Source organism: Streptomyces cyaneofuscatus (genome assembly GCF_000718135.1).
Lineage (GTDB): Bacteria > Actinomycetota > Actinomycetes > Streptomycetales > Streptomycetaceae > Streptomyces > Streptomyces cyaneofuscatus.
In genome coordinates, this window is sequence record NZ_JOEM01000013.1 from 225,348 (window position 1) to 249,522 (window position 24,175).

Genomic DNA, 24,175 nt, shown 5'->3' on the forward strand with positions numbered 1-24,175 from the left:
ATGGCCGAGAGCGCCGCCCCCGCACCCGCCCCCGCCGCCGCGCCCACCGGGTCCGCCCCCGCACCTGCCGCCCCCGCCGCCCCCGCCGGAAACGGAACCGGAGCCTTCGACGCGCTCGCCGGGACCCGCCCGCGCATCCGCCGGGACGTCCTGTTCACCGAGACCCCCGGCGGGGTGCTCTTCCACAACGCCGACGGCGGCTTCCACCTCACCGGCCGCACCGCCTACCGCTTCGCCTCCCTCATCGTCCCCCACCTCACGGGCCACCACCGGCTGGACGAGCTGTGCGCCGGATTCGGCCCGGGGCAGCGGGCGATGGCCGCCGAACTGGTCAAGACGCTGTACGCGCGCGGCTTCGCCCGCGACATCCCGGCGACGGACCCGGACACCGCCGGGGACGACGGGCTGAGCCCGGAGATCGCCGAGCGCTTCGCCGCCCAGATCGCCTACGTCGACCACTACACCGACGACGCGCCCGCCCGCTTCGCCCGCTACCGCACCACCCGCGTCGCCGTCCTCGGTGACGACGAGACCGCCCGCTGGTGCGTGCTGAGCCTGCTGCGCAACGGCTGCGCCCGGATCGGAACGACCGCCGCCCACGCCGCAACCGCTACCGCGACGGCCCACGACGACATCGCCGCCGAGGCCGCCGGGGCCGGGGCCGAGGTCGGGACGGTCGGAGCCGGTACGGACGCGGGCTGGGCGGACCTGGACGGGTACGACGTCGTCGTGGTCACCGCTTCCGGCGCCGGGGCCCGCACCCACCGGCTGCTGGCCGCCGACGTCCCCGAAGGCGTGACGCTCATCCCCGCCTGGCTCTTCGGCCGCCGGCTGATCGTCGGCCCGCTCTCCACCGCCGCCTCCACCGGCTGCTGGTCCTGCGCCCTGCTGCGCCTCGGCGGCAACGTAGACGCCGGGGCCGCCGAGGGGCTGTGGAGCGAGGCGGCGGGAGCCGTACCGGCCTCCGGCGAGGCCCTGTCCGGCCCGGTCGCGGCGATGGTCGGCAACCTCGTCGGCTACGAGATCTTCCGCCTCACCACCGGCGCCCTGCCCGCCGAGACGGACGGCCAGGTCCTCGTCCAGGACCTGGAATCGCTCGACGTGATGGCCGAACCGGTCCAGCCCCACCCCCGGTGCGCCCGCTGCGCCGCCCTGGACGCGCGCGAGCCCGCCCCCGCGCTGCCGGACGCCCTCGCGCTGCCCGTGACCCCGACCGTGGAGACGGCCCGGGACGCGGAGGGGCTGGTCGAGGAGTTGAACCGGGTCAGTACGGCGCTGGTGCGCCCGTACACCGGGATCTTCCGCCGGTACGACGACGAGGAGCTGACCCAGACCCCGCTGAAGCTCAGCCGGGTGGAGGTGGCGCTCGCGGGCGGGGTGCGGCGCCGGATCGCCGCGTTCGACGTGCACCATCTGGCGGGGGCGCGGATGCGGGCGCTCTACGCGGCGGCGGAGGTGTACGTGGAGCATGTCGTGCCGCTCACCCCGCGTGACGACTCCCCGACCGTACGGGCCCTCCACCCGGCCGCCCTCACCACCGGAGGCGGCACCGGTGCCGAGCCCACCGCCTGGATCACGGCCGCCTCTCTGATCACCAAGGAGCCCGTACGCGTCCCGGCGGCGGCCCTGCGCCCGTTCGGCCCGCACAACCGCGACCGGGCGCACCTGGCGAGCCGGGCCGGTTCCGGGGCGGGCGGCAGTGCGGCGGAGGCGGCGGGGCTGGGGCTGCTCTCGGCGCTGGCGCACGACGCGCTCGTGCGGGCGGTGCGGGGCACGACCCGGGTTAGCCCGGTCGCGGCCGAGGCGGGCGCCGGGGGCGACCCGGAGCTGGTGTTCCTGCTGAAGTCCGCCGCCAACCTGGACATCGCGGTGGAGCTGCTGGACCTGGGGGAGGCGGACCGCACCTCGGCCTACGTGGTCCTGGCCCGCGAGGTGAACGGGCCGACCCATGGGGCGAACGGGGCGACGGATGAGGCGAACGGGCCTTCCGGGCATGGGCGTTGGGCGGTCGGTGCCGGGCTCTCCCGGCGTACGGCGGCCGCCTCCGCCCTGCGCGACCTGCTCGGCCAGGTCCAGCTCGCCGCCGAGGACCCGGGCGCGGTGGTCGACCTCGGTGACCCGCTGCTGGGGGACCTGGCCCCGGCGGCGATCGCGGTGGGCGGGGAGCCCGTGGCGGTGGACGGGCCGGAGACGTCGTTCGACGCGGTGCTGGAGCGGCTGCGGTCCGCCGGGCGCGACGCCCTGTATGTGGGGACGACCCCGGCGGACCTGCCGTCGGGCTCCATCGCCACGGCCCGGGTGCTGCTGACGGTGGACGGCGAGGGCGGCCCCGATGCCCGTTGAGACCCGGACGGACGTCTTGGCGGACTCCACCGACCTGCTCGCGGAGCTGCTGTCGGCAGGACTGGCCCGGCACGGCCGGGCGCGGCCCGCCACCGCACCCGTGGACGTCCAACCCCTCGGCGTACGCGACGCGTTCAGGGCCGAGGGAAGGCCTTCAGCCCTCGCCGTCCCCGTCCGCTACTACGGCCGTCACGCCGTCGTCGGCCCCTTCCCGGCCTCCGGCGACACCGGGCAACTGCCCTGCGCCCGCTGCCTGGAGCGCCGCTGGCAGGCCGTGCGCTCGGTCGCGCTGCGCGAGGCGCTGGAGCTCGGCGACGGGACGCGGGCGGCGGGCCCGTCCCCGTACGTCACGCCCTTCGCGGCGGAGACGCTCGCCGGGCTCATCGCCGCCCGGCTGGACGGCGGCGGACCGGAGACGGGCGCCTTCCCCGCCGTCCATCTGGTCGACCTCCAGACCTTGGCCGTACGCCACTATCCGCTCGTCCCGGACCCCGAGTGCCCGGTCTGCTCCACCCCCGAGCCCGACACGGACGCGGCCGCCACCCTCACCCTGAAGCCCGCACCCAAGCTGCGGCCGGGCAGCTTCCGGGTCCGGGACATCGGCTCGTACGAACTCCCCGTCGAGCCGTACGCCAACCCGGTCTGCGGCTCGCTCGGCCCCTCCGTCGTCCAGGACGTCTCGTCCACCTCCACCTCCGCCACCATCGGCTGCTTCTCGATGCGCTCGGGGCCCTACCTCCGCGAGACGTTCTGGGGCGGCCACGCCGACACCTTCGCCGAGAGTGTGCGGATCGGGGTGCTGGAAGGCCTGGAGCGGTACGCGGGCATGCGGTCGCGGGCCAAGCGCGCCCAGGTGCATGCCAGCCTGGACGGGCTGCGGGCGGAGGGCCGGGCAGCGGTGGACCCCCGGGTCGTCGGGCTCTACTCCGACGCCTTCCACGCCGCCAACCCCCATGTGCTGCCCTTCACTTCGGACCGGGAGATCCCGTGGGTGCGGGGCTGGTCGCTGCGGGACGGGAAGACCGTGCTGGTGCCCGAGGTGCTCACGTACTACCACGCGCCCGGGCTGGAGAACCGGTTCGTGCAGGAGAGCTCCAACGGCTGTGCGTCGGGCGGGGCGTTGGAGGAGGCCGTCTACTTCGGGCTGATGGAGGTGGTGGAGCGGGACGCGTTTCTGCTCTCCTGGTACGGGCGGGCCGCCCTGCCCGAGATCGACCCGCGCACCAGCCGCCGCCCGGCCACCCGGCAGATGGTGGACCGGCTGGAGATGTACGGCTACGAGGCCCGGTTCTTCGACACCCGGATCTCCTTCCCGATCCCCGTCGTCACCGGGGTCGCCGTCCGCCCCGACGGCGGCCCGGGCCGGATGTGCTTCGGCGCGGGCGCCGGACTCGACCCGGAGGCAGCGCTCGCGGGGGCGCTCTGCGAGATCGCCACCGACGCCGTCAACCTCCAGGGCCGCACCGAGCGGGACGAGGAGCGGCTTCGGGCGATGGCGTACGACTTCGACCAGGTGGCGGCGCTCCACGACCACCCGCTGGCGTACGGCATCCCGGAGATGGGCGACCACGCGGACTTCCTGCTCGGCGCGCCCGGATCCGTACGGCAACCACCGCTCTCTTTCGCGGAGTTGTACGGGGACGGGCCCGGCGCCCGGCCGGTCCTCCCCGTCTCCGACGACCTGCGCGAGGACCTCCAGCGGTGCGTGGACGCCGTCACGGGCGCCGGGTTCGACGTGGTCGTGGTCGACCAGACCATGCCCGAGCAGCGCGCCCTCGGGCTCACCACGGTGAGCGTCCTCGTGCCCGGCCTGCTGCCGATCGACTTCGGCTGGAGCCGGCAGCGGGCCCTGCGCATGCCCCGGCTGCGCACCGCGCTGCGCGAAGCGGGGCTGCGTACGGCGGACCTCACCGACGCCGACCTCAACCCGGCCCCGCACCCGTTCCCATGAACGCGCCCCCTTCGCCTTCCGCTCCCTCCTCTGCCGTGACCAAGGAGCTCGCCATGGGATACGCCCATGAATACGCCGCCGCGATCATGCACCGCGGCCGGGTCCCGATGGACCCCGCGGATTACGTACCGAACTGGCAGGACGGCCCCCGCAAGGCCAAGTTCTACCCGGGCGCCGACAGCTTCCCGCTGCCCGACGCCCCCTACCCCGCCGACGCCACGCTCGACCGGGGGTTGTGCACCGAAGGGGCCCCGGGGGAAGGCGAGTTCGACCTCCCCACCCTCTCCGGAATGCTCCGGGACTCCTACGGGCTCACCGGCCGCCGCCTGGGCGTCCAGGCCAACACCGACCTGAGCGCTCTGCCCTTCTACCCGCTGGCCAACTGGTCGCGCGGCTCGGCCTCCGGAGGCGGGCTGTACCCGGTCGGCGTCCACTGGGTCTCCGGGCCGAGCGGCCCCGTACCGCCGGGCGTCCACTACTACTCCACCCGCCACCACGCCATGCAGCGGCTCCTCACCGGCGATGTGTCCGGCGAGGTGCGCGCCGCGCTCGGGGAGGGCGCGCCGGGCCCGGCGACCGACCAGTATCTGGTGCTCTCCATCAAGTTCTGGCAGAACTCCTTCAAGTACAACAGCTTCTCCTTCCACGCCGTCTCCATGGACCTCGGCGCCTGCCTCCAGACCTGGCGGATGTGGGCGGCGGCCCGGGGCCTGGCCGTCGAGCCCGCGCTCTGGTTCGACGAGCAGCGGCTCGCGGCCCTGCTGGGGGCCGACCCGCAGGAGGAGGGGATCTTCGCGGTCGTCCCGCTCAAGTGGGCCGGATACGCGCCTGGTTCAGATGGATCGGCCGCCGCCCCTGCCGCCGTCCGCCGCAAGGACGTCGAGCGCTCCCGTACCGTCCTCACCTTCGACGCCCTGCTCCGCATGCAGGCCGCCACCTCCGCCGACGCCACCGCCCGGCCCGCCCCCGGTGCGCTGGCCCCGGCCGCCGCGCATCCCGTCGATCCGGCGGCGACGGAGGTCGAGCTGCCCCCGGCCCGGCCGCTGGAGACCGACGTACGCACCGCCCTGCGCGACCGCCGCTCCAGCTTCGGCCGCTTCGACGCCCAGCAGCCCGTCACCCGGCCGCAGTTGGCGGCCTGCCTGTCGGCGGCGGTCGCCGGATCGCGGCTCGGCGGGGACACCGGTGAGGTGCGACTCGCCAAGCTGTACGCGTTCGTCGGCCATGTGGAGGGGTTGGCGCCGGGCTCGTACGCGTACGACCCCGAGCGGCGGAGCCTGCGGTGGGTGAAGGAGGGCCGGCCGGGGGAGTTCCTCCAGAAGAACTACTTCCTGGCCAACTACAACCTGGAGCAGGCCGGGGCCGTGCTCGTCCCGACCGTCCGGACCACCGCCGTCCTGGACGCGGTCGGCGACCGGGGATACCGCCTGGTCAACGCCACCATCGGGGCCGTCGCCCAATCCGTCTACACCGCCGCCTCCGCCGTGGACCTGGGGTGCGGAGTGGCCCTCGGCTTCGACAACATCTCCTACATCGAGGAGCTCGGCCTCGAAGGGACGGGCGAGGCGCCCCTGCTGATCATGATGATCGGCAACGAACGGCCCGCACCGGCCGACTTCCGCTACGAGATCGCCTGAGCGGGGGAGCCGAGGATGAGCGACAACGCCAACCACTCAATGATCCGGCCCGCGTTCATGGCCCGGGTCGCCGGGCTGCCGGTCGAGAGCGTGCAAGGGCTGCGCTGCCCCGAGAGCCGCCGCTGGGCGGATGAAGTCCTCGACGGGGACGCCCAGTTGCGGCTGCTCGCGGAGAAGGCCGGTGACCGGCTGCACGACCTGATCGGCGGCAGCGACGACGAACCGCTGCGTCGGGCCCTGCTGAAGCTGCGTCGCGACATCTTCAACGGCCGTCTGCCCGCGCCGGATACGGCCGACCGTGCCCTCGCACGGGTACGGGAACTGGACCCGGCCGCCGCCTCCACCCTCGCCGACTGGCTGACCGGCCGCCGCGCGCTGGACGAGCGGCGCGCGGCGGGGGCGGCACTGCTCGCCGCCGAGACCGGCCGCAGCCGCGCGGCCCTGCGCGAACTCGCCGGTCACGAACGCCTGCGCCGGGCCCTCCTGCTCGCCTCCCCGGCGCTGGACGCCCAGCTCGACGCGTACCGGAGGCAGACCTCGCAGGCCGGCTCCCGGCCCGACAAGAAGCAGCGCAAGATCGAGCGGTCGCTGATGAGTTACGTGTACCGGACGGCGTGCAAGACGAGCCCGTTCTCCACCTTCACCGGCGTCGCACTCGGCTCGCTCACCGGCTCCGACGGGCTGCGGCTCCGCGTGGACGAGGAGTGGCGCGCGCAGGCCCGGCTCAACGTCGTCGCGCTGGGCCGCCTCGCCGACGCCGTGATCGCGGACCCGTCCCGGCGCGCCGATCTGCCGGTCGCCCCCGCCTCGGGGTGGGGCCGCGACGACGACCGGGTGCGGTACGTGCGGCGGTGGGTCACGGCCGGCGACGACGACACCGCTGTCACCTTCGACGCGGTGAAGGACCGGCTGTTCTTCCTGCGGCGCAGCGGCACCCTGGACCGCCTGCTCACCCTCTTCGAGGAGCGGGGCGGGAGCGGGCTGCGGTACGGGGACCTCGTGGAGTGGCTGGCCCGGGACCAGGGGGCCGCGCGCGAGGAGTGCGAGCAGTACCTCGGGGCGCTGCTGGACGTCGGCATGGTCCAGGTGCCGTGCCTGCGGACCGAGGTGCACGACACCGACCCGCTGCGGGCGTTCCAGGGGGCGCTGCGGGGTCTGGAGCGCCCCTGGGCCGACCGGCTCGCGGACCGGCTGACCGCACCCGCCCGCTGCGTCGAGCGGTTCGCGGACGCCTCGCCGGACGAGCGACGCGAGCTGCTGAGCTCGTTGCGGGCGGAGCTGCGGGCGGTCCAGGAGGAGGAGCTGGGGGCGGACCGGGCGAAGGTGCCGCAGACGTTGCTGTACGAGGACGCGGCGGCGGGCGGGGAGACGGCGTTCGACCCCGACGCCTGGCGGGAGCTGGCGGCCGGGCCGCTGGCCGCCGTCGAGCGCGTGCTGCCCGCCTTCGACCTCACGCTGCCGCAGCGGATCACCTTCGCCGGCTTCTTCCTCGCGCGGTACGGGCGCGGGGGCCGGTGCGACGACCTCCTGAAGCTGGTCCACGACTTTCACGAGGACTTCTTCGACCAGTACATGACGTTCACCGCCACCCGCACCCCGTACGACGCGGACGGCACCTACGTACCGGAGGTGAACTGGCTCGGCCTGGAACGCCTCCGCGCCCTCGACACCGCCCGCCGCACCTTCACCGCCAGGATGGCCGCGCTGGCGGAGGCGGCGGGGCCCGGGGCGGCCGAGGTGCGGGTGGACGAGGCGTTCCTGGCCGAGGTGGCCGCCGAACTGCGCTGCCTCGCGCCGGACTTCGCCCCGATGAGCCACCACCTCCAGATCGCCGACCGCCCCGGCGACCCGCTCGTCGTCCTGAACCGGTCCTACGGCGGGGTCTCGTTCCCCTTCAGCCGGTTCACCCAGCTCTTCGACGGGCTCGACGAGCGGCTCTTCGCGGGCGCCGAGGCGATCGTGCCCGAGGGGGCGGTGCTGGCCGAGGTCACCGGCGGGCCGGTCACCAGCAACCTCAACCTGCACGGCCGGCTGACCCCGTACGAGATCGTCTGCCCCGGCGAACGCGGCACGCTGGAGCCGCAGTTCAGGATCTCACTGGACGACCTCCACCTCGTCCACGACCCGGACGCCGACCGGCTGGTCCTGCGCTCGGCCCGCCTGGACCGCGAGGTGATCCCCGTCTACCTCGGCTACCTCGTCCCCCTCGCCCTCCCCGAGCTGCCCCGCACCCTGCTCCTCCTCTCCCCGACCTCCATGGCCCCGCTCAACGTGTGGGCCGGGGTCCCGGAGGGCGCGCCGGACGCGGACGGGGTCACCACGCGGCCCCGGGTGCGGCACGGCTCGCTGGTCCTCAGCCGGCGCAGCTGGAGCGCCCCGGCCACCGCGCTGCCGCTGCACCGGCCGGGCGCGGACAGGACGGAGGACGGCTGGTTCCTGGACTGGCACGCGTTCCGGCGTGACCACGGGCTGCCCGACCGGGTCTTCGCGACCGTGTCCGACTCCGGGGCCCGGGGCGCGACCGGGGCCAAGCCGCAGTACCTCGACTTCGACAGCCCGCTCTCCCTGTCGGCCTTCGAGGCCCTGATCAAGACCCCGGAGGCCCGAGTGGTGTTCCGGGAGGCGCTGCCCGACGAGGACGCCCTGCACACCGTCTCCGGCCACGGCCGCCATGTCGCCGAACTGGCCGTGGAGACGGCCGTACCCGTCCGCAGGAGGACCCCATGACCCCGCTCACGGCAGAAATGACCGGCGCCTGGCAGGCCACCCACGTCTTCTACGCCGCCAACCCCCGCCCCTTCCTCCTCCACTGCGTCCGCCCGCTGGTCGCGGAGCTGGAGGCGGACGGGCTGCTCGCCGGGTACTTCTTCATCAACTACTGGCTGGAGGGCCCCCACGTACGCCTCCGCCTCAAGCCGTCCTCACCCGACGCCGAACCCGAGGTGGCCCGCCGCACCGAGCAGGCCGTGGACGCCTTCCTCGCGGAGCGGCCCGCGCTGTACGAGGTCGACTCCGGGTTCCTCAACGACTTCTACAACACGCTCTTCGAGATCGAGTTCCCCGGCAGCGAGCGCGGCCACTACATGGACGAGCAGGGCCGGATGAACCTGCGCCCCAACAACTCCCGCCACCGGGAGGCGTACGAGCCGGAGTTCGGGAAGTACGGCGGCCCGGCCGGGATCGAGCTGGCCGAGTGGCACTTCCGGCACTCCAGTGACCTGGTGATCGACGCGTTCGCCACCAAGAACCTCCATCTGCGCACGGTTCTCCTCGGCACCTCGGCCCAGCTGATGATGGTGATGGCGTCGACGTTCCTGCCGGAGCGGGCGGAGCTGACGGAGTACCTGGACAGCTATTACGCGTTCTGGCACCGCGCCTTCCCCGGCACCGGCTTCATCGGTACGGACGAGTACGACCGGAACTACGCCCGTACGGCGGACGGCCTGCGGGACCGCTTCACCCGCATCCGGGCCGCCACCGCCCCGCCCGGCAGTGCGCGTTCGCTCCCCGGGTCGCTGGCCGGGTGGGCCGAACACTGCGCCGAACTCCGGGACCGGGCGCGGAGGCTGGCCGTCGACGGGGACCTGGTCTTCCGGTCCTGGGACGGCGAGCGGGACGAGCAGGTCACCGATCCGGCGGTGGCGCTGCCGCTGCTGCTCTCCCCGTACCTGCATATGACCAACAACCGGCTGCACGTCACCATCCGGGACGAGGCGTATCTCAGCCATGTTCTGGGCCGGGTCCTCAAGGAGTCCGCAGAGGGGCACGCGGGGGAGTCCGTATGAGCGCGTCTTCCGGGGCGCCCGCCTCCTACCGGCCCGCCCTGCGACCCCGGGTCCTGCTCAGCGACCCTCTCCTGGACGGGCCCGCCACCGTCCACCTGATCAAGGACACCGACACCGGCAACTCCTTCAAGGTCGGCGCGAAGGAGCACTTCCTCATCGCCCGGATGGACGGCGCGCGGAGCCTCGCGGAGATCGGGGAGGAGTACGCGGGGGAGTACGGGCGGCGGCTGGGGGACGCGCACTGGCAGCAGATCCTCACGATGCTCGGGACCAAGGGGCTGCTGACCGGAACGCCCGTGCCGGAAGCCCCTGTTGTAGCGCCGGAGCCCCGCACCCTCCTGCGCGGCACCCTCCCCCTGGTGGCCGACGCGGACGCCACCACCGCCCGCCTCCACCGGGCCCTCGGCTTCCTGCTCGCACCCTGGGCGATGGTGCCGCTGCTGGTGCTGATCGTCGCGATGGAGGCGGTCGTCGTCGCCCGGTCCGGCGAACTGCTCATCGCGGTACGCGATTTGTTCGCCAACCCCGTCCTGCTGACCGGCACGGCGATCCTGCTCTGGACGAGCACCGCCCTCCATGAACTCGCCCACGGCGTGGTGGCCCGGCACTACGGCGGGCGGGTCGCGGAGATCGGGCTGCGGTGGCGGCTGCCCGTCGTCATCATGTACTGCACGGTCGACAACTACCTCTATGTCAGCAGCCGTTGGCACCGCATAGCCACAGCGGTCGCGGGCGCGGTGATGAACCTGCTCTTCCTGCTCCCGTTCTGTGCTCTGTGGCTCTTCGCCCCGCTGGACGACGCCACGCACGAGGCGCTCGCCGCGCTGCTGCTCCTCGGCAGCGTGCAGGCGTTCGCGATGCTCGTACCGCTGCCGCCGCTCGACGGGTACAAGGTCGCGAGCCAGCTCGCCGGGGCCACCGGTCTCGCCGCCTCCGCCGGCGGCTATCTGCGGCTCGTGCTGCGCCGCTCACCGGAGGCGGCCGCGTATCCCCGCCGGGCCCGTATCGCCTACCCCGCCTATGTGTTGGGGACGGTGCTGGTTCTCGCCGCTCTGGTCGCGGCGGTCGCCGCGGGCGCCCATCATCTGCTGACGGCCTGATCCCGCTGACGGCCCCGTCGTTCCCCCTCAAGGAGAGTGCCATGACGTCCACCGCCCCCCACACCCCGCACGACCCCCCTCCCGGGACGTCCGCCGAGCCCGCCGCCGTCGCCCTGACCGACGTCCACAAGACGTACGGCACGACCAGGGCCGTCGACGGGGTCTCGCTGACCGTGGGACGCGGGGAGTTCTTCGGGCTGCTCGGGCCCAACGGGGCGGGCAAGACCACGCTCGTCGAGATCATGGAGGGGCAGCGGCGCGCCGACTCCGGGACGGTGACGGTCCTGGGGGAGAGCCCCTGGCCGCGCAACACCGCCCTGCTGCCCCGGCTCGGCGTGCAGACGCAGAGCTCCGCGTTCTTCGTCCGGCTGACCGCCCGCGAGCACCTGGTCACCATGGCCGCCCTCTACCGGTGCGACGCGGCCGCCGCCGAACGGGCCCTCGCCTCCGTCGGCCTCACCGAGCAGGGCGCCACCCGGGTGGACGACCTCTCCGGCGGCCAGCGGCAGCGGCTCGCCATCGCCTCCGCCCTCGTCCACGACCCCGAGCTGATCTTCCTGGACGAGCCGACCGCGGCCCTCGACCCGCAGGCCCGCCGCTCCCTGTGGCAGGTGCTCCGCGACCTCAAGGGCGCCGGCCGCACCATCGTCTACACCACCCACCACCTGGACGAGGCCGAGGCGCTCTGCGACCGGGTCGCCATCATGGTGGACGGCAAGGTGGCGGCGCTCGACAGCCCCGGCCGGCTCATCGCCGCCTCCAGCCCCACCACCCGGCTCCTGGTCCCGGCCGACCGCCTCACGGCCGACCGGGCCCGCGCCATCCCGGGCGTGGACCGGGTCACCGAGGAGGGCGGCTCGATCGTGCTGGAGACCCTCGCCTCGGGCCAGGTGCTCGCGGCCGTCGACGAGATCGCCGGGCTCCAGGGCGTACAGACCAGGACGGCGAGCCTGGAGGACGTGTACCTGGCGCTGACCGGCACGGGGACTCCGCAGCCGTAACTCCGTCGAGAACCAGCCCTGTCGTACCGAACCGCCGATACGGAGACACCCCCATGAGCGCCTACACCGCGCTGAGCCAGGCCGGATACCGGGCCTACACCCGCGACCGCACCACCCTCTTCTTCACCTTCGCCTTCCCCCTGATCTTCCTCGTCGTCTTCGGCCTGATCTTCCACGGCCAGACCGTCGAGGAGAGCGGCAAGCCCTACATCAACTACATCGCGCCCGGCGTCCTTTCCTGGGGCGTCGGCAACGCCGCCGTCTTCGGCGTCGGCTTCGTCCTCATGCAGTGGCGGCGCGACGACATCCTCCGGCTGATCCGGATGACGCCCACGCCCGTCTCCGCCGTGCTCGCCTCCCGCTATGTGCTGGCGCTCGCCATCGGAGCCGTACAGGCGGTTCTGTTCGTCGCCGTGGCCCTGCTCCCCTCCTTCGGCCTCCAGCTGGACGGCCGCTGGCCGCTCGCGCTACCGGTGCTGGTGCTCGGGATCACCGCGTTCCTCGCGCTGGGCGTCATCGTCGGCAGCTACGCGAAGACCCCGGAGGCGGTCGCCGCCGTCGCCAACTGCCTGATGATTCCCATGGCGTTCCTGTCCGGCTCGTTCTTCCCGCTGGACGCCATGCCGCAGTGGATGCAGAGCCTCTCCCGCGTCCTGCCGCTGCGCTACCTCAACGACGGGGTGTCCGGCGCGCTGACCGGCGGCGGCACCCTGACGGACATCGGCGTCGCCTGCGCGGTGCTCGCCGGATTCGCCCTCGTCCTCGGCGCGGTGGCGCTGAAGACCTTCCGCTGGAGCGACAAGACATGACGACGGCCACGGCTTCGACCCCCCTCGACGTGGCTCGCGCCCAGCTCCAGGCCGCGCTGTCGGCCCGCTATTCCGGCTGCCCCGGCCGCTCCCTCCCCGCCCCGTACGTCGTCCCGCTCGGGGCCGCCGACACCCTCGGCTTCGGGCACCCGGACCCGTACGCCGACACCCGGCCCGCCGCCAACGTGCAGCTCACCTCCCGGGCCGTCCTGATCGGCCCCTGGGGCGGCGGGCCCTTGGGCGCCGCCTGCGGGCAGTGCCTCGCGATGCGGTGGCAGCGGCTGCGCAGCCGGTCCGAGCGGGAGGCGCTGGAGCTGGGCCACGAGCCGCGGGGGGCCGTGCACTGGCCGGTGCTCACGCCGTACGCGGTGGACGCGGTCTGGGCGACGTACCAGGCCGTCATCCGGGGAGGGCCCGCCCATCCCGACGCCACCCCCGCCGACCGCGCGCTCCCCCAGGTGACCCGCATGGACCTCGCCACCCTCGCCACGGCCACCTTCCCCCTGCTCCCCGAACCCCTCTGCCCCGCCTGCGTGTCCGAGGTCCCCGATACGGCGGACGCTGCCCGGATGGAGCTGGGCCCGACCCCCAAACCGGACCCCGACGGCTACCGCCTCCGTACGCTCGGCTCCTACCCCCTGCCGACCGCCGCCCTCGCCAACCCCGTGTGCGGGGCGCTCGGTTCGGACACCTGGATCAACCCCGCCTCCACCACCACCGCACCCGTGGCCGGGACCCACTTCGTCCGCGGGTACGCCGGTCTCAACGACGTCACCTGGAGCGGCCAGGCCAACCGGTACGCCACCAGCCGCACCCTCGCCTACCTGGAGGGCCTGGAGCGGTACGCGGGCACCCATCGCCGACGCGGCACATCCCCGGTCGTCGACAGCTACCGCAACCTGTCCGGCCAGGCCCTCAACCCCGCCGACTGCGGCTTCTACGCCCCCGAGACGTATGCCTCCGATCCCCTGGTCAGCCCCTTCGACCCGGACCGCGCGATCCCCTGGGTCTGGGGCCACTCCCTGCGCGACGACCGCCCGGTCCTCGTCCCGGCCCGGCTCGCGCACTACAGCGCCGGGGTCGACGCCGACAACTTCGTCTTCGAGTGCTCCAACGGCTGTGCCACCGGCGGCAGTTTGGAGGAGGCGATCCTCTTCGGTCTTCTCGAACTCGTCGAGCGGGACGCGTTCCTGCTCGCCTGGTACGGCCGCGCCCGCCTCACCGCGATCGACCTCACCACCGCGACCACCCCCGCCGTCCGCTCGATGCTCGACCGGGCCGCCCTGCACGGCTACGACGTCCACGCCTTCGATACGCGGATGGATCTGGCCGTCCCCGTCGTCACCGCCCTCGCGGTCCGGCGCGACGGCGGCCACGGCACGCTCTCCTTCAGCGCGGCGGCCGGCTTCGACCCGGCGGACACGGTGGAGGCGGCCCTCTCGGAGGTCCTCACCTACATCCCGCACCTGCCCTACCAGGTGGCGGAGCGCCGCACCGAACTGGAGGCGATGGAGCGGGACTTCAGCAAGGTCCTGCACCTCAAGGACCACGCCCAGCTGTACGGGCTGCCGTCGATGGTGCGGCACGCGGCCGAGTACCTGGAGCCGGAGGCCGTCCTCCCGCCGGCGGAGGTGTTCGCCGATTGGCAGCCACTACGACCGCGCACGGGCGACCTGCTGGACGATCTGCGGTGCCTGCGCGACCAGTTGACGGGCGCCGGATACGACGTCATCGCCGTCGACCAGACGACCCCCGAGCAGCACCGGATGGGCCTGCACACCGTCTCCACCACCGTCCCGGGCCTGCTGCCGCTGGACTTCGGCTGGACCCGGCAGCGGGCCCTGCACATGCCCCGGCTGCGGACCGCGCTGCGGGCGGCCGGGCGGCGGGCGGACGACCTGCCGGAGGCGGAGATCAAGGCCGTCCCGCACCCGTTCCCGTGACCGGCTCCGCGCCGGACGCACGTCAGCCCCCTCCGACCGACGGAGGGGGCCGGCGTACGAGCGCGGCCTGGGAACGGGCGTCAGGCGCTGCAGGAGGTGGTGCTGGTGGTGCTGGAGCAGGTGGAGGTCGAGGAGGAGGACGTGGAACCGGCGAGGACGACCTCCACCGCGTCGGAGTAGTCCGAGATCTCGAAGGTCTCCGACTCCAGCTCCAGGATCTCGTCGGCGAGGGTGGCGAGCTCGGTCTTGGGGGCCATGGTGTTCTCCCTGGTCTCGTGGGGACCGACGGCCGGTGGTTCCGGCCCGGTGTCCCCGGTCCTGAACCCATTGGAGGGGTGGCCGCTGTCAGATCGGCCGCGCTTTCGCTGTCACTTCGCTGGCACCGGATGACAGCGGGACGGCAGGGCCTCTGACAGCCGTACGGATCAGGCTCGTCGAGAGGGGACATGGGATGAGGTGCGAAGTGGTCACAACGGCGAACACGGCGAAGGTCACGGACGGCGACGGGCGCGAAGGGACGGGCGAAGAGGCGATGGGGGCCCTAGGGGCCATGCCTCTGCCGCGCCCGCTGCTCAGGTCCGCCCTCGCCCTCTACCTGGACCTCCACGCCCACCCCGAACTCTCCGGCCACGAGCACCGCACCGCGGACCTCCTCGCCGCCCGCCTGGCCGACCACGGCCTCGCGGTCACCCGCGCGGTCGGCGGCGGCCACGGCCTCGTCGGCGTCCTGCGCAACGGCCCCGGCCCCACCGTGCTCCTGCGCACCGAACTCGACGCGCTCCCCGTCACCGAGGCCACCGGCCTGCCGTACGCGAGCACCACCCCCGGGGTCATGCACGCCTGCGGCCACGACCTGCACATCGCGGCGGTGACCGGGGCGGTGGCCCTCCTCGCCGCGGACCGGGACAGCTGGCGCGGCACGCTCCTCGTGGTGGGCCAGCCCGCCGAGGAGACGCTGAGCGGGGCCCGGCCGATGCTGGAGGACGGCCGCCTGTACGAGCGGTTCGGCACCCCGGACGCGGTCCTCGCCCAGCACGCGGCCCCGCTTCCCGCCGGCACCGTGGCCCACGCGCAGGGCGGGGCGCCCCTGATGGCGGGCAGCATCGCGGTCGACGTCACCCTCCACGGCCGGGGCGGCCACGCGGCGACCCCGCACCTCACCGTCGACCCGGTCCTGATGGCCGCCGCCACCGTGCTCGGTCTCCAGTCGGTGGCGGCGCACGCGACCGCACCCGCCGAACAGGCCGTGCTCACCGTGGGCTCGGTGCGGGCCGGCGAGCGCGGCAACATCACCCCGGACACCGCCGAACTCTCCCTCACCGTAAGGGCGTTCACCGAGTCAGCGTTCGACCGCCTGCTGGCCGCCGCGACCCGCGTCGTACGGGCCCAGGCCGCCGCGGCGGGCGCCCCGCGCGAGCCGGAGCTCACGGTGACGGCCCGCTCGCCCGCCCTGCTCCCCGACCCGGCGCTGACGGCGGCGGTCCGCCGCGCCCATGAGGGGGCCCTCGGCGCGGCCCGGGTGCTGGACGCCGCTCCCGCGACGGCCACCGAGGACTTCCCGCACTTCGCGGCGGGCGGGGCGCCGACGGCGTACTGGCTGCTCGGCACCACGGGCGTGCGCCAGTGGCGTGCGGCCCGGGCCGGGGGCGCCCCCGTGGACCCGAACCACGCCCCCGGCTTCGCCCCCGACGTACGCACCGCCCTGCCCACCGGGATCACGGCCCTGGCGGCGGCGGCCCGGCACGTGCTGGGCGGGAGCGGGGAGACCGTCCCGGGCGGCGGCGGGGAGGCCGCATCATGACGCCGGGTCCGCCCGGACGGACCGGGGTCGCCGCCGTCGTCCTCGTACGCCGGGACCGGGCCGCCCCGACCGGCTGGACCACCGTCGTACGGCTCCTGGGGCTGCTCCCCGGCCACTGGTGCTGCCACCCGGAGGTGGGCCAGGACCGGGTGGTGCTGCGGATCGAGCTGGCCGGGTCGACGGACGCCCCGGCGGTGCGGCGGGCGGTCTCGTGCGTCCTGGCGGACACGGCGCTGCGGGGCTGGACGGAGGAGTTCTGACCACTGCTGTGGCGCTCCTGTGCGGTCCACGGTGGCGCCCCTGTGCGGTCAGATCCAGCCGCGCTCCCGGGCCAGCAGCGCGGCCTGGGCCCGGCTGGCGGCGCCGAGGGTCTGCATCAGCTCGGCGACGTGCCGCCGGTAGGTCCGTACGGACACCCCCAGCTCCCGGGCCCCGGCCTCGTCCTTGCCGACCGTGCACATCGCCACCAGCACCCGCCGCTCCATGGCGGAGAGCCCTTCGCGGTCCGCGCCGCTCCCACCGCCCGCGAGGGCCAGCTCCTCGGCCTGGTCCCAGATCTTCTCGAACAGCGCGATGATGTTGGAGACGAGCCCGCTGCGGTGGGCGAGCAGCGCGCCCCGGGAGGTGTCGCGGGGGTCCAGCGGGACGAGGGCGGCGCGGCGGTCGTAGACGAGGAGCCGTTCGGTGGTGTCCGCCGTGACGCGGATCGAGGCGCCGTGCTCGGACAGCTCGCGCAGATAGGCGGCGGTCGGCGGGTCCTGGAGGGCGACGCTGGAGACGACGTTGCGGATCCGGACGCCGCGTCTGAGGCAGCGCAGGTCCAGCGGTCTGGAGCGGGCGATGTTCTCCGGGGAGAGCCGGGTATAGGGCTCCACGGAGAGGATCTCGTCCCGGGCGAAGAAGGCGAGGTCGTCGATCCGGTTGCGGATCTGGGTGAGCCCCTCCAGCTGCTCGATGCCCTGCGGAGGCGGCGTACGGGCCCCCTGCTCCGCGCGTAGACCGTCAATGACGTGCCGCGACCGGGTGACGCGCTGCAGCTCCTGGTGGAGCGCGTGGAGCCGCAGGTCGACCAGGCGGGAGAGGGCGGTCTCGGGGTCCTCGGGCGCTATCCGGCGGCCGTCGTCCTCCACCCGCAGGAGGCCCAGCTCCCGGAGCCGGTCGATCCGGGCGCGGGCCTGCCCGGGCTCGGTGTGGAGCAGGAGGTGGAGGTCGTCGGCGGCGGTGGAGGGGTTGCGCAGGAAGTGGCGGTAGATCTCCTCCTCGGCATCGGAGACCCCGAAAACCGCCATCTCGTTCTCGCCCACGTACGCCCCCGATACCCGATACCTGGTGTCCGCTTGGGTCCGTGCACCGCGGGGGGTCGCCCTGCGGAGCCGGTCGCCGCCCGCTGCCGCGGCCGGTGGAACTGGTGGAACCGTGTCTGCGCCGGTGAACCGTCGGAAACCGTTCGTGCCATGGTCGGCCACAGACTAGACGCTGGGGTCACTCCTGTGAGGCCCCCGGACAGAACTGTGTGCCGTACGGAGATGAACGGCGGGTGACCGGCGGTGAGCGGTGGCGGTGGTACGACGGACGGCCCCGGACCGGTACCGCCCGCACCCGCCGGGGTTGACCGAACGGGCACCTGGGGAGCCTCCCCGCGCGGCCCGCCCGGTACACCGGCTCCACCCCGGCTGCGGGAGCGACTGTCACCGGTGGGTCGTAGTCTGGAACCCCCGGCTCGTCCCACGCGTCGGGCTCTTCGCGTTGCCCCCGGCCGCGGCAGCCGGCTGCCGGCTGCCGGCCACACCTCACCACCTCATGACCCGGACGGATGCCCCTATGAGCTTGCACGGTCTGCTGGATGTCGTCGTGACGGACCCGGCGATCGCCGAGGCGGTGAAGGCCGCCGCCGACGGCCACCGCATGCATGTCGACCTGGTGGGTCCGCCCGGTGCCCGGCCGTTCGCCGTGGCCGCGCTGGCCCGGCAGACCGGCCGCACCGTGCTGGCCGTCACCGCGACGGGCCGGGAGGCCGAGGACCTGGCCGCCGCGCTGCGGACGCTGCTGCCGCCGGACACGGTGGCGGAGTTCCCGTCCTGGGAGACCCTGCCGCACGAGCGCCTCTCGCCGCGCTCGGACACCGTGGGCCGCCGCCTCGCCGTGCTGCGGCGCCTGGCGCACCCGCGCGCGGACGACCCGGAGACGGGCCCGGTCTCGGTGGTCGTCGCGCCGGTCCGTTCCGTGCTGCAACCGCAGGTCAAGGGGCTCGGCGAGCTGGAGCCGGTATCGCTCACCAGCGGGCAGAGTGCGGACCTGGGGGAGGTGGTGGACGCGCTGGCGGCCGCCGCGTACGCCCGGGTGGAGCTGGTGGAGAAGCGGGGCGAGTTCGCCGTACGCGGAGGGATCCTGGACGTCTTCCCGCCGACCGAGGAGCACCCCCTTCGGGTGGAGTTCTGGGGCGACGACGTCGAGGAGATCCGGTACTTCAAGATCGCCGACCAGCGGTCCCTGGAGGTCGCCGCGCACGGCCTGTGGGCGCCGCCCTGCCGTGAGCTGCTGCTGACCGACGAGGTACGGGAGCGGGCGGCGGCCCTCGCCGAGGCGCACCCGGAGCTGGGCGAGCTGCTCGGCAAGATCGCGGAGGGCATCGCGGTCGAGGGCATGGAGTCGCTGGCCCCGGTCCTGGTGGACGACATGGAGCTGCTGCTCGACGTCCTGCCCGAGGGGTCGATGGCGCTGGTCTGCGACCCGGAGCGGGTGCGGACCCGGGCGTCCGACCTGGTCGCGACGAGTCAGGAGTTCCTCCAGGCGTCGTGGGCGGCGACGGCGGGCGGCGGCGAGGCCCCGATCGACGTGGGCGCCGCCTCGCTGCGGAGCATCGCGGACGTCCGGGACCGGGCCCGTGAGCTGGGGATGATGTGGTGGTCGACCTCCCCGTTCGCCGCCGACGACGCCGACCACGACGAGGACACGCTCAAGCTGTCGATGCACGCCCCGGAGGCGTACCGGGGCGACACCGCCCGGGCGCTCGCCGACACGAAGGGGTGGCTGGCCGACGGCTGGCGCACGGTGTACGTCACCGAGGGCCAGGGCCTCGCCACCCGTACGGTCGAGGTGCTGGGCGGCGAGGGCATCGCGGCCCGCTTCGTCCCGGACCTCACCGAGATCGCCCCTTCCGTGGTCCACGTCTCCTGCGGGGCGATCGACCAGGGCTTCGTGGACCCGGCGCTGAAGCTGGCGGTGCTCACCGAGACGGACCTGACCGGCCAGCGCACCGCCACGAAGGACCTGGGCCGGATGCCGGCCCGCCGCAGGAAGACGATCGACCCGCTGACGCTGGAGGCGGGCGACTACATCGTCCACGAGCAGCACGGTGTGGGCCGGTACGTGGAGATGGTGCAGCGCACGGTCCAGGGCGCGACCCGCGAATACCTGCTGGTCGAGTACGCCCCCGCCAAGCGCGGCCAGCCCGGCGACCGGCTCTACATCCCGACCGACCAGCTGGAGCAGGTCACCAAGTACGTGGGCGGCGAGGCCCCGACCCTGCACCGGCTCGGCGGCGCCGACTGGACGAAGACCAAGCAGCGGGCGAAGAAGGCGGTCAAGGAGATCGCCGCCGACCTGATCAAGCTGTACTCGGCCCGGATGGCGGCCCCCGGCCACTCCTTCGCCCCCGACACCCCGTGGCAGCGGGAGCTGGAGGACGCGTTCCCGTACGCGGAGACGCCCGACCAGCTCTCCACGATCGCCGAGGTCAAGGAGGACATGGAGAAGACGGTCCCGATGGACCGGTTGATCTGCGGTGACGTCGGCTACGGCAAGACGGAGATCGCGGTCCGGGCGGCGTTCAAGGCGGTGCAGGACGGCAAGCAGGTGGCGGTGCTGGTCCCCACGACCCTCCTGGTCCAGCAGCACTACGGCACGTTCACCGAGCGGTACGCGCAATTCCCGGTCAACGTCCGCGCCCTGAGCCGCTTCCAGTCCGAAACGGAATCCAAGGCAACCCTCGCGGGCCTGAAGGACGGCTCGGTCGACCTGGTCATCGGCACCCACCGCCTCTTCTCCGCCGACACGAAGTTCAAGGACCTGGGCCTGGTCATCGTGGACGAGGAGCAGCGGTTCGGCGTCGAGCACAAGGAGCAGCTGAAGAAGCTCCGCGCCAACGTCGACGTCCTCACGATGTCCGCGACGCCCATCCCCCGTACGCTCGAAATGGCGGTCACCGGCATCCGCGAGATGTCCACGATCACCACCCCGCCGGAGGAGCGCCACCCGGTGCTGACCTTCGTCGGCCCGTACGAGGAGAAGCAGATCGGCGCGGCGATCCGCCGTGAACTCCTGCGCGAGGGCCAGGTCTTCTACATCCACAACCGGGTCGAGTCCATCGACCGGGCGGCCGCCCGCCTCCGCGAGATCGTCCCGGAGGCACGGATCGCGACAGCCCACGGCCAGATGTCCGAACAGGCCCTGGAACAGGTGGTGGTGGACTTCTGGGAGAAGAAGTTCGACGTCCTGGTCTCCACGACGATCGTGGAATCCGGCATCGACATCTCCAACGCCAACACCCTCATCGTGGAGCGCGGCGACAACTTCGGCCTCTCCCAGCTCCACCAGCTGCGCGGCCGGGTGGGCCGAGGCCGAGACCGAGGCTACGCCTACTTCTTGTACCCCCCCGAGAAGCCCCTGACGGAGACGGCCCACGAACGCCTGGCGACGATCGCCCAGCACACGGAGATGGGCGCGGGCATGTACGTGGCGATGAAGGACCTGGAGATCCGAGGCGCGGGCAACCTGCTGGGCGGCGAGCAGTCCGGCCACATCGCGGGCGTCGGCTTCGACCTGTACATCCGCATGGTCGGCGAGGCGGTCGCCGACTACCGGGCCCAGATGGACGGCTCCGTGGAGGAGGAGCCCCCGCTGGAGGTCAAGATCGAGCTCCCGGTCGACGCGCACGTCCCGCACGACTACGCCCCCGGCGAGCGCCTGCGCCTCCAGGCGTACCGCGCGATCGCCCAGGCCACCTCGGAGGACGACATCCGCGCGGTCCGCGAGGAGCTGACCGACCGCTACGGCCCCCTGCCCGAACCGGTCGAGAACCTCCTCCTGGTCGCCGGCCTGCGCATGCTGGCCCGCGCCTGCGGAGTCGGCGAGATCGTCCTCCAGGGCTCCAACATCCGCTTCGCCCCGGTGGAGCTGCGCGAGTCCCAGGAACTCCGCCTGAAGCGCCTGCACCCCAAGACGATCATCAAGCCGGCCGCCCACCAGATCCTGGTCCCGCGCCCGACGACGGGCAGGATCGGCGGCAAGCCGGTGGTGGGCCGCGAACTGCTGTCGTGGACGGGGGAGTTCCTGACGACGATCCTGGGGTCGTAGGCCCGAGTGCTGCGTGAACGAACGGGCCCCGCCGGGCTGACCGGCGGGGCCCGATGCGTCTCGGTCGGAGGGGCTGCGCGCCGTTCTCCCAGATCTTGCATGATGACCGGCATGAACACGGAAACCTGCGCCCCATCGGAGGCGGCCGCCCTCCGCGAGATCTTCGCGTCCCATCCGGAGGCGGTGCCGCCGACCGGTTGGGAGGCGGTGCGGTCCTTCGAGGCGGAGCACGGCACCGTGCTCCCGGAGCCGTACCGCACGTTCGTGGCGGAGATCTGTGACGGACTGCGCGCGGGACCGCCCTACTACGGTCTGCTGCCCCTCGCGGAAACGCCCTCGGACTGGGGCTCGGGCCGCCCTGAGCGCCTGCTCGCCGAGCCTTTTCCGCTCACGGAGGCATGGCTGTGGGAGGCGGAGGAGGAGCAGCGCGAGGAGGAGTTGTCGGAGCGGGAGTACTCAGAGAGGGAGTTGCCGGATCAGGAGTTCGAGGCCCGGGTGGACTCCGTGTTCGACCACGGTTCCCTACTGTTGGGCACCGACGGCTGCGGCATGTACTGGCACTTGATCACCACCGGCCCACAGCGCGGTCACGTCTGGCTGATCGACGAGAACGGCGCGATACCCTTCGGCACCCGGCCGGGCACCTCCCTGATGCCGGGCACGCCCGGTTTCGCGGGGTGGGTGGCCCACTGGGCGCAGGGCAGCTCCTGGTTCACGTCCTGAGCCGCCCGAGAACAGCTGAGGTCACTCCGCCGGGGACAGGGCCACCGCGATCTCCTCGTGCAGCTCCAGCGGCAGCCGCGTGTCCCATCGGTCCGCCGCCTCGGCCGCCAACTCGCGGCTCCACCGCCAGCTGTTCGCGGCCGCTGTGCGGAGGGCGTCAGGGGTCAGGGCGCCGGTCGTCGTGGCGTACCGCTCGACGTCCTCGGCCGGCAGGTCCGCCTCCAAGGCGCGGCTCGGGGTGAGCCAGTGGGTCGTCGAGCCGCGCAGCAGGCGGCAGAGCTTCAGTTGGAGCGGGGCGATGACGGCGTGCAGCAGGTTGTGGGCGCGGGCTGTCTCGCCCCGGGCCTGGATGTGGGCCAGCATCAGGGTCCAGTTGGCCAGTTCGTCGGTGAGCTGCTGGGCGGTGGTGGCGGGATCCGGCGGGCGCAAGGTGGCCAGGTCGCGGGCGGCGGCGGTGAGGTGGCCGGAGCGGTCGAGGAGGACGGCGGCTTCGGGGCGGGGGAAGTGGACCTGGCCGCGCCAGGTGGCGATCTCGGCGACGCCGGGGCCGGTGGGCTCCACATGGAACTCGCCGCGCATCAGGTCGTCGAAGACCACGGCGAGGATGCCGTACATGTTCGTGTACGCGAGCTTCAGCGGGGCCAGCCGCTCCACGAACTCCCGCCCGTCGAAGGCGTCGGCGTCCTCCTCGCGTACGTACAGGCACGCGTCCAGGTCCGAGTGGGCATCGGCCTCGCCGAGCGTCCAGGAGCCGTAGAGGAGGACGCCCTCGATCCGGTGGTCGGCCTCGGCCGTCGAGCGCAGCAGCTCGATGCGGCGGTTCAGGGCCTCGGCGGGCAGGGGCGTACGAGAGGGGAAGGCGGTGCGGGGTGTGCGGGCGGGGCGTGCGTGCGGCATGGCCGGGTCTCCCGAGTGGGTGGGTGGGCATACGAACGAGGCCCGGCAGCCGATGCCGGGCGGCTCACGGTCCCGGTGCGGGACCTCGTTCGTCGCTCAGGAAACGCCCATGAGGGGCAGCCTAGGGGAGGGGTCCGTCAGCCGTCGCGGCGGTATTCCGGAGTGAAGATCAGGCCCGTGAGGGACCGGAAGACCGCCTCCGGCTCCCGGCCCTCCGTCGCGTCCGCCAGGTTGCCGCTGAGCAGCAGGGTCGCGAAGCCGTGCGCCAGGGACCAGGCGGCCACCCCCGCGAGGCGGTCGTCCTCGCCCCGGCCGCCCGGCGGGAGGTCCGCCACGCCCGCGCGCAGCGCCTCGGTCGCCCGCGCCTTGGCGGCGAGCAGCTCCGGATCGTCGGCGCGGTAGAGGTCCGGCTGGAACATCACCTGGAAGTGCGCGGGGTGCGTCGCCGCGAACCGTACGTACGCCACGCCCCGCTCCCGCAGGTCCGGCGCCCCGGCCAGGGCGTCGGCGAACAGGGCGTACCCCTCGGCGGCCACGGCGGTCAGCAGGCCCGTGCGGTCCTTGAAGTGGTGCGCGGGAGCGGCGTGCGAGACACCGGCCCGGCGGGCCAGGTCACGCAGGCTCAGGGCGGCCGGACCGTTCGCGGCGATGACGTCCAGGGCGGCGGCGAGGATGGCGCGCCGCAGGTCGCCGTGGTGGTAGGTGCGCTCGTGCTCGCTGCCACTGCTCCTACTGTTGCTCATGGCGCCACCCTAGCCAGGATCTAGCCATTGACAAGTTGTGGTGGTGTGCGCATGCTGAGGATTCGATCTAGTCACTGGAAAGATTCG

The 24,175-nt window shown here is 73.5% G+C and carries 17 protein-coding genes; 13 read left to right on the forward strand and 4 right to left on the reverse strand.

All coding sequences use genetic code 11. From position 1 onward, the window contains the following. From IF17_RS0122260 to IF17_RS0122300, 9 genes are read left to right on the forward strand one after another with little or no spacing between them, the layout of a single operon-like run. Nucleotides 1-2,343, forward strand: coding sequence for a TOMM precursor leader peptide-binding protein (locus IF17_RS0122260; RefSeq protein ID WP_030568640.1), 2,343 nt, complete (start codon nucleotides 1-3; stop codon nucleotides 2,341-2,343). Beyond that, nucleotides 2,333-4,294: a TOMM precursor leader peptide-binding protein gene (locus IF17_RS0122265; protein ID WP_051884089.1), complete on the forward strand. Its 1,962-nt coding sequence runs from the start codon at nucleotides 2,333-2,335 to the stop codon at nucleotides 4,292-4,294. The genes IF17_RS0122260 and IF17_RS0122265 overlap by 11 nt, the downstream gene beginning before the upstream one ends. 53 nt (nucleotides 4,295-4,347) lie before the next feature. After that, nucleotides 4,348-5,931, forward strand: coding sequence for a nitroreductase family protein (locus IF17_RS0122270; protein ID WP_030568643.1), 1,584 nt, complete (start codon nucleotides 4,348-4,350; stop codon nucleotides 5,929-5,931). Nucleotides 5,932-5,946: 15 nt separating this feature from the next. Then, nucleotides 5,947-8,658, forward strand: a complete 2,712-nt coding sequence (locus tag IF17_RS0122275; RefSeq protein ID WP_030568644.1) for a lantibiotic dehydratase — start codon at nucleotides 5,947-5,949, stop codon at nucleotides 8,656-8,658. Further along, entirely contained in the window at nucleotides 8,655-9,716 is a 1,062-nt protein-coding gene (locus IF17_RS0122280; protein ID WP_030568645.1) for a lantibiotic dehydratase C-terminal domain-containing protein, read from the forward strand. Before IF17_RS0122275 ends, IF17_RS0122280 begins: the two co-directional genes overlap by 4 nt. Further along, nucleotides 9,713-10,816 carry a site-2 protease family protein gene (locus tag IF17_RS0122285; protein ID WP_030568646.1) on the forward strand — a complete coding sequence of 368 codons (1,104 nt, stop codon included), beginning with the start codon at nucleotides 9,713-9,715 and terminating at the stop codon, nucleotides 10,814-10,816. The genes IF17_RS0122280 and IF17_RS0122285 overlap by 4 nt, the downstream gene beginning before the upstream one ends. A 41-nt stretch (nucleotides 10,817-10,857) precedes the next feature. Next, nucleotides 10,858-11,817 (forward strand): ABC transporter ATP-binding protein, encoded by a 960-nt coding sequence (locus tag IF17_RS0122290; RefSeq protein ID WP_030568647.1) that lies wholly within the window; start codon nucleotides 10,858-10,860, stop codon nucleotides 11,815-11,817. A gap of 53 nt (nucleotides 11,818-11,870) precedes the next feature. Continuing rightward, entirely contained in the window at nucleotides 11,871-12,626 is a 756-nt protein-coding gene (locus tag IF17_RS0122295) for an ABC transporter permease (protein ID WP_030568648.1), read from the forward strand. Then, nucleotides 12,623-14,569, forward strand: coding sequence for a TOMM precursor leader peptide-binding protein (locus IF17_RS0122300; protein ID WP_030568650.1), 1,947 nt, complete (start codon nucleotides 12,623-12,625; stop codon nucleotides 14,567-14,569). Before IF17_RS0122295 ends, IF17_RS0122300 begins: the two co-directional genes overlap by 4 nt. 80 nt (nucleotides 14,570-14,649) lie before the next feature. Here the strand turns inward: IF17_RS0122300 and IF17_RS0122305 are convergent, their stop codons facing one another. Further along, on the reverse strand, nucleotides 14,650-14,826 hold the full coding sequence (locus IF17_RS0122305; RefSeq protein ID WP_018515646.1) for a thiazolylpeptide-type bacteriocin: 177 nt from the start codon (nucleotides 14,824-14,826) through the stop codon (nucleotides 14,650-14,652). A 194-nt stretch (nucleotides 14,827-15,020) separates the two neighbouring features. On the opposite strand from IF17_RS0122305, the gene IF17_RS0122310 reads away from it, so the two are divergent. Further along, complete coding sequence (locus IF17_RS0122310) at nucleotides 15,021-16,370, forward strand: amidohydrolase (protein ID WP_209437777.1); 1,350 nt, start codon at nucleotides 15,021-15,023, stop codon at nucleotides 16,368-16,370. Further along, nucleotides 16,367-16,630 (forward strand): hypothetical protein, encoded by a 264-nt coding sequence (locus IF17_RS0122315; RefSeq protein ID WP_030568654.1) that lies wholly within the window; start codon nucleotides 16,367-16,369, stop codon nucleotides 16,628-16,630. Before IF17_RS0122310 ends, IF17_RS0122315 begins: the two co-directional genes overlap by 4 nt. 48 nt (nucleotides 16,631-16,678) lie before the next feature. Here the strand turns inward: IF17_RS0122315 and IF17_RS0122320 are convergent, their stop codons facing one another. Beyond that, complete coding sequence (locus IF17_RS0122320) at nucleotides 16,679-17,674, reverse strand: helix-turn-helix transcriptional regulator (RefSeq protein WP_078615994.1); 996 nt, start codon at nucleotides 17,672-17,674, stop codon at nucleotides 16,679-16,681. Nucleotides 17,675-18,191: 517 nt separating this feature from the next. Here IF17_RS0122320 and mfd point away from each other — a divergent pair. Both mfd and IF17_RS0122330 read left to right on the forward strand, forming a co-directional pair. Then, a complete protein-coding gene (gene mfd / locus IF17_RS0122325; protein ID WP_030568658.1) occupies nucleotides 18,192-21,725 on the forward strand; it encodes a transcription-repair coupling factor in 3,534 nt (1,177 codons plus the stop codon). Between the two features lie 99 nt (nucleotides 21,726-21,824). Next, entirely contained in the window at nucleotides 21,825-22,448 is a 624-nt protein-coding gene (locus IF17_RS0122330) for an SMI1/KNR4 family protein (RefSeq protein ID WP_030568660.1), read from the forward strand. A 21-nt stretch (nucleotides 22,449-22,469) separates the two neighbouring features. Here IF17_RS0122330 and IF17_RS0122335 read toward each other — a convergent pair whose 3' ends face one another. Both IF17_RS0122335 and IF17_RS0122340 read right to left on the reverse strand, forming a co-directional pair. Next, a complete protein-coding gene (locus tag IF17_RS0122335; RefSeq protein WP_051884090.1) occupies nucleotides 22,470-23,345 on the reverse strand; it encodes a nucleotidyltransferase domain-containing protein in 876 nt (291 codons plus the stop codon). Nucleotides 23,346-23,482: 137 nt separating this feature from the next. Next, nucleotides 23,483-24,088, reverse strand: a complete 606-nt coding sequence (locus IF17_RS0122340) for a TetR/AcrR family transcriptional regulator (protein WP_030568664.1) — start codon at nucleotides 24,086-24,088, stop codon at nucleotides 23,483-23,485. Nucleotides 24,089-24,175: the final 87 nt, after the last annotated feature.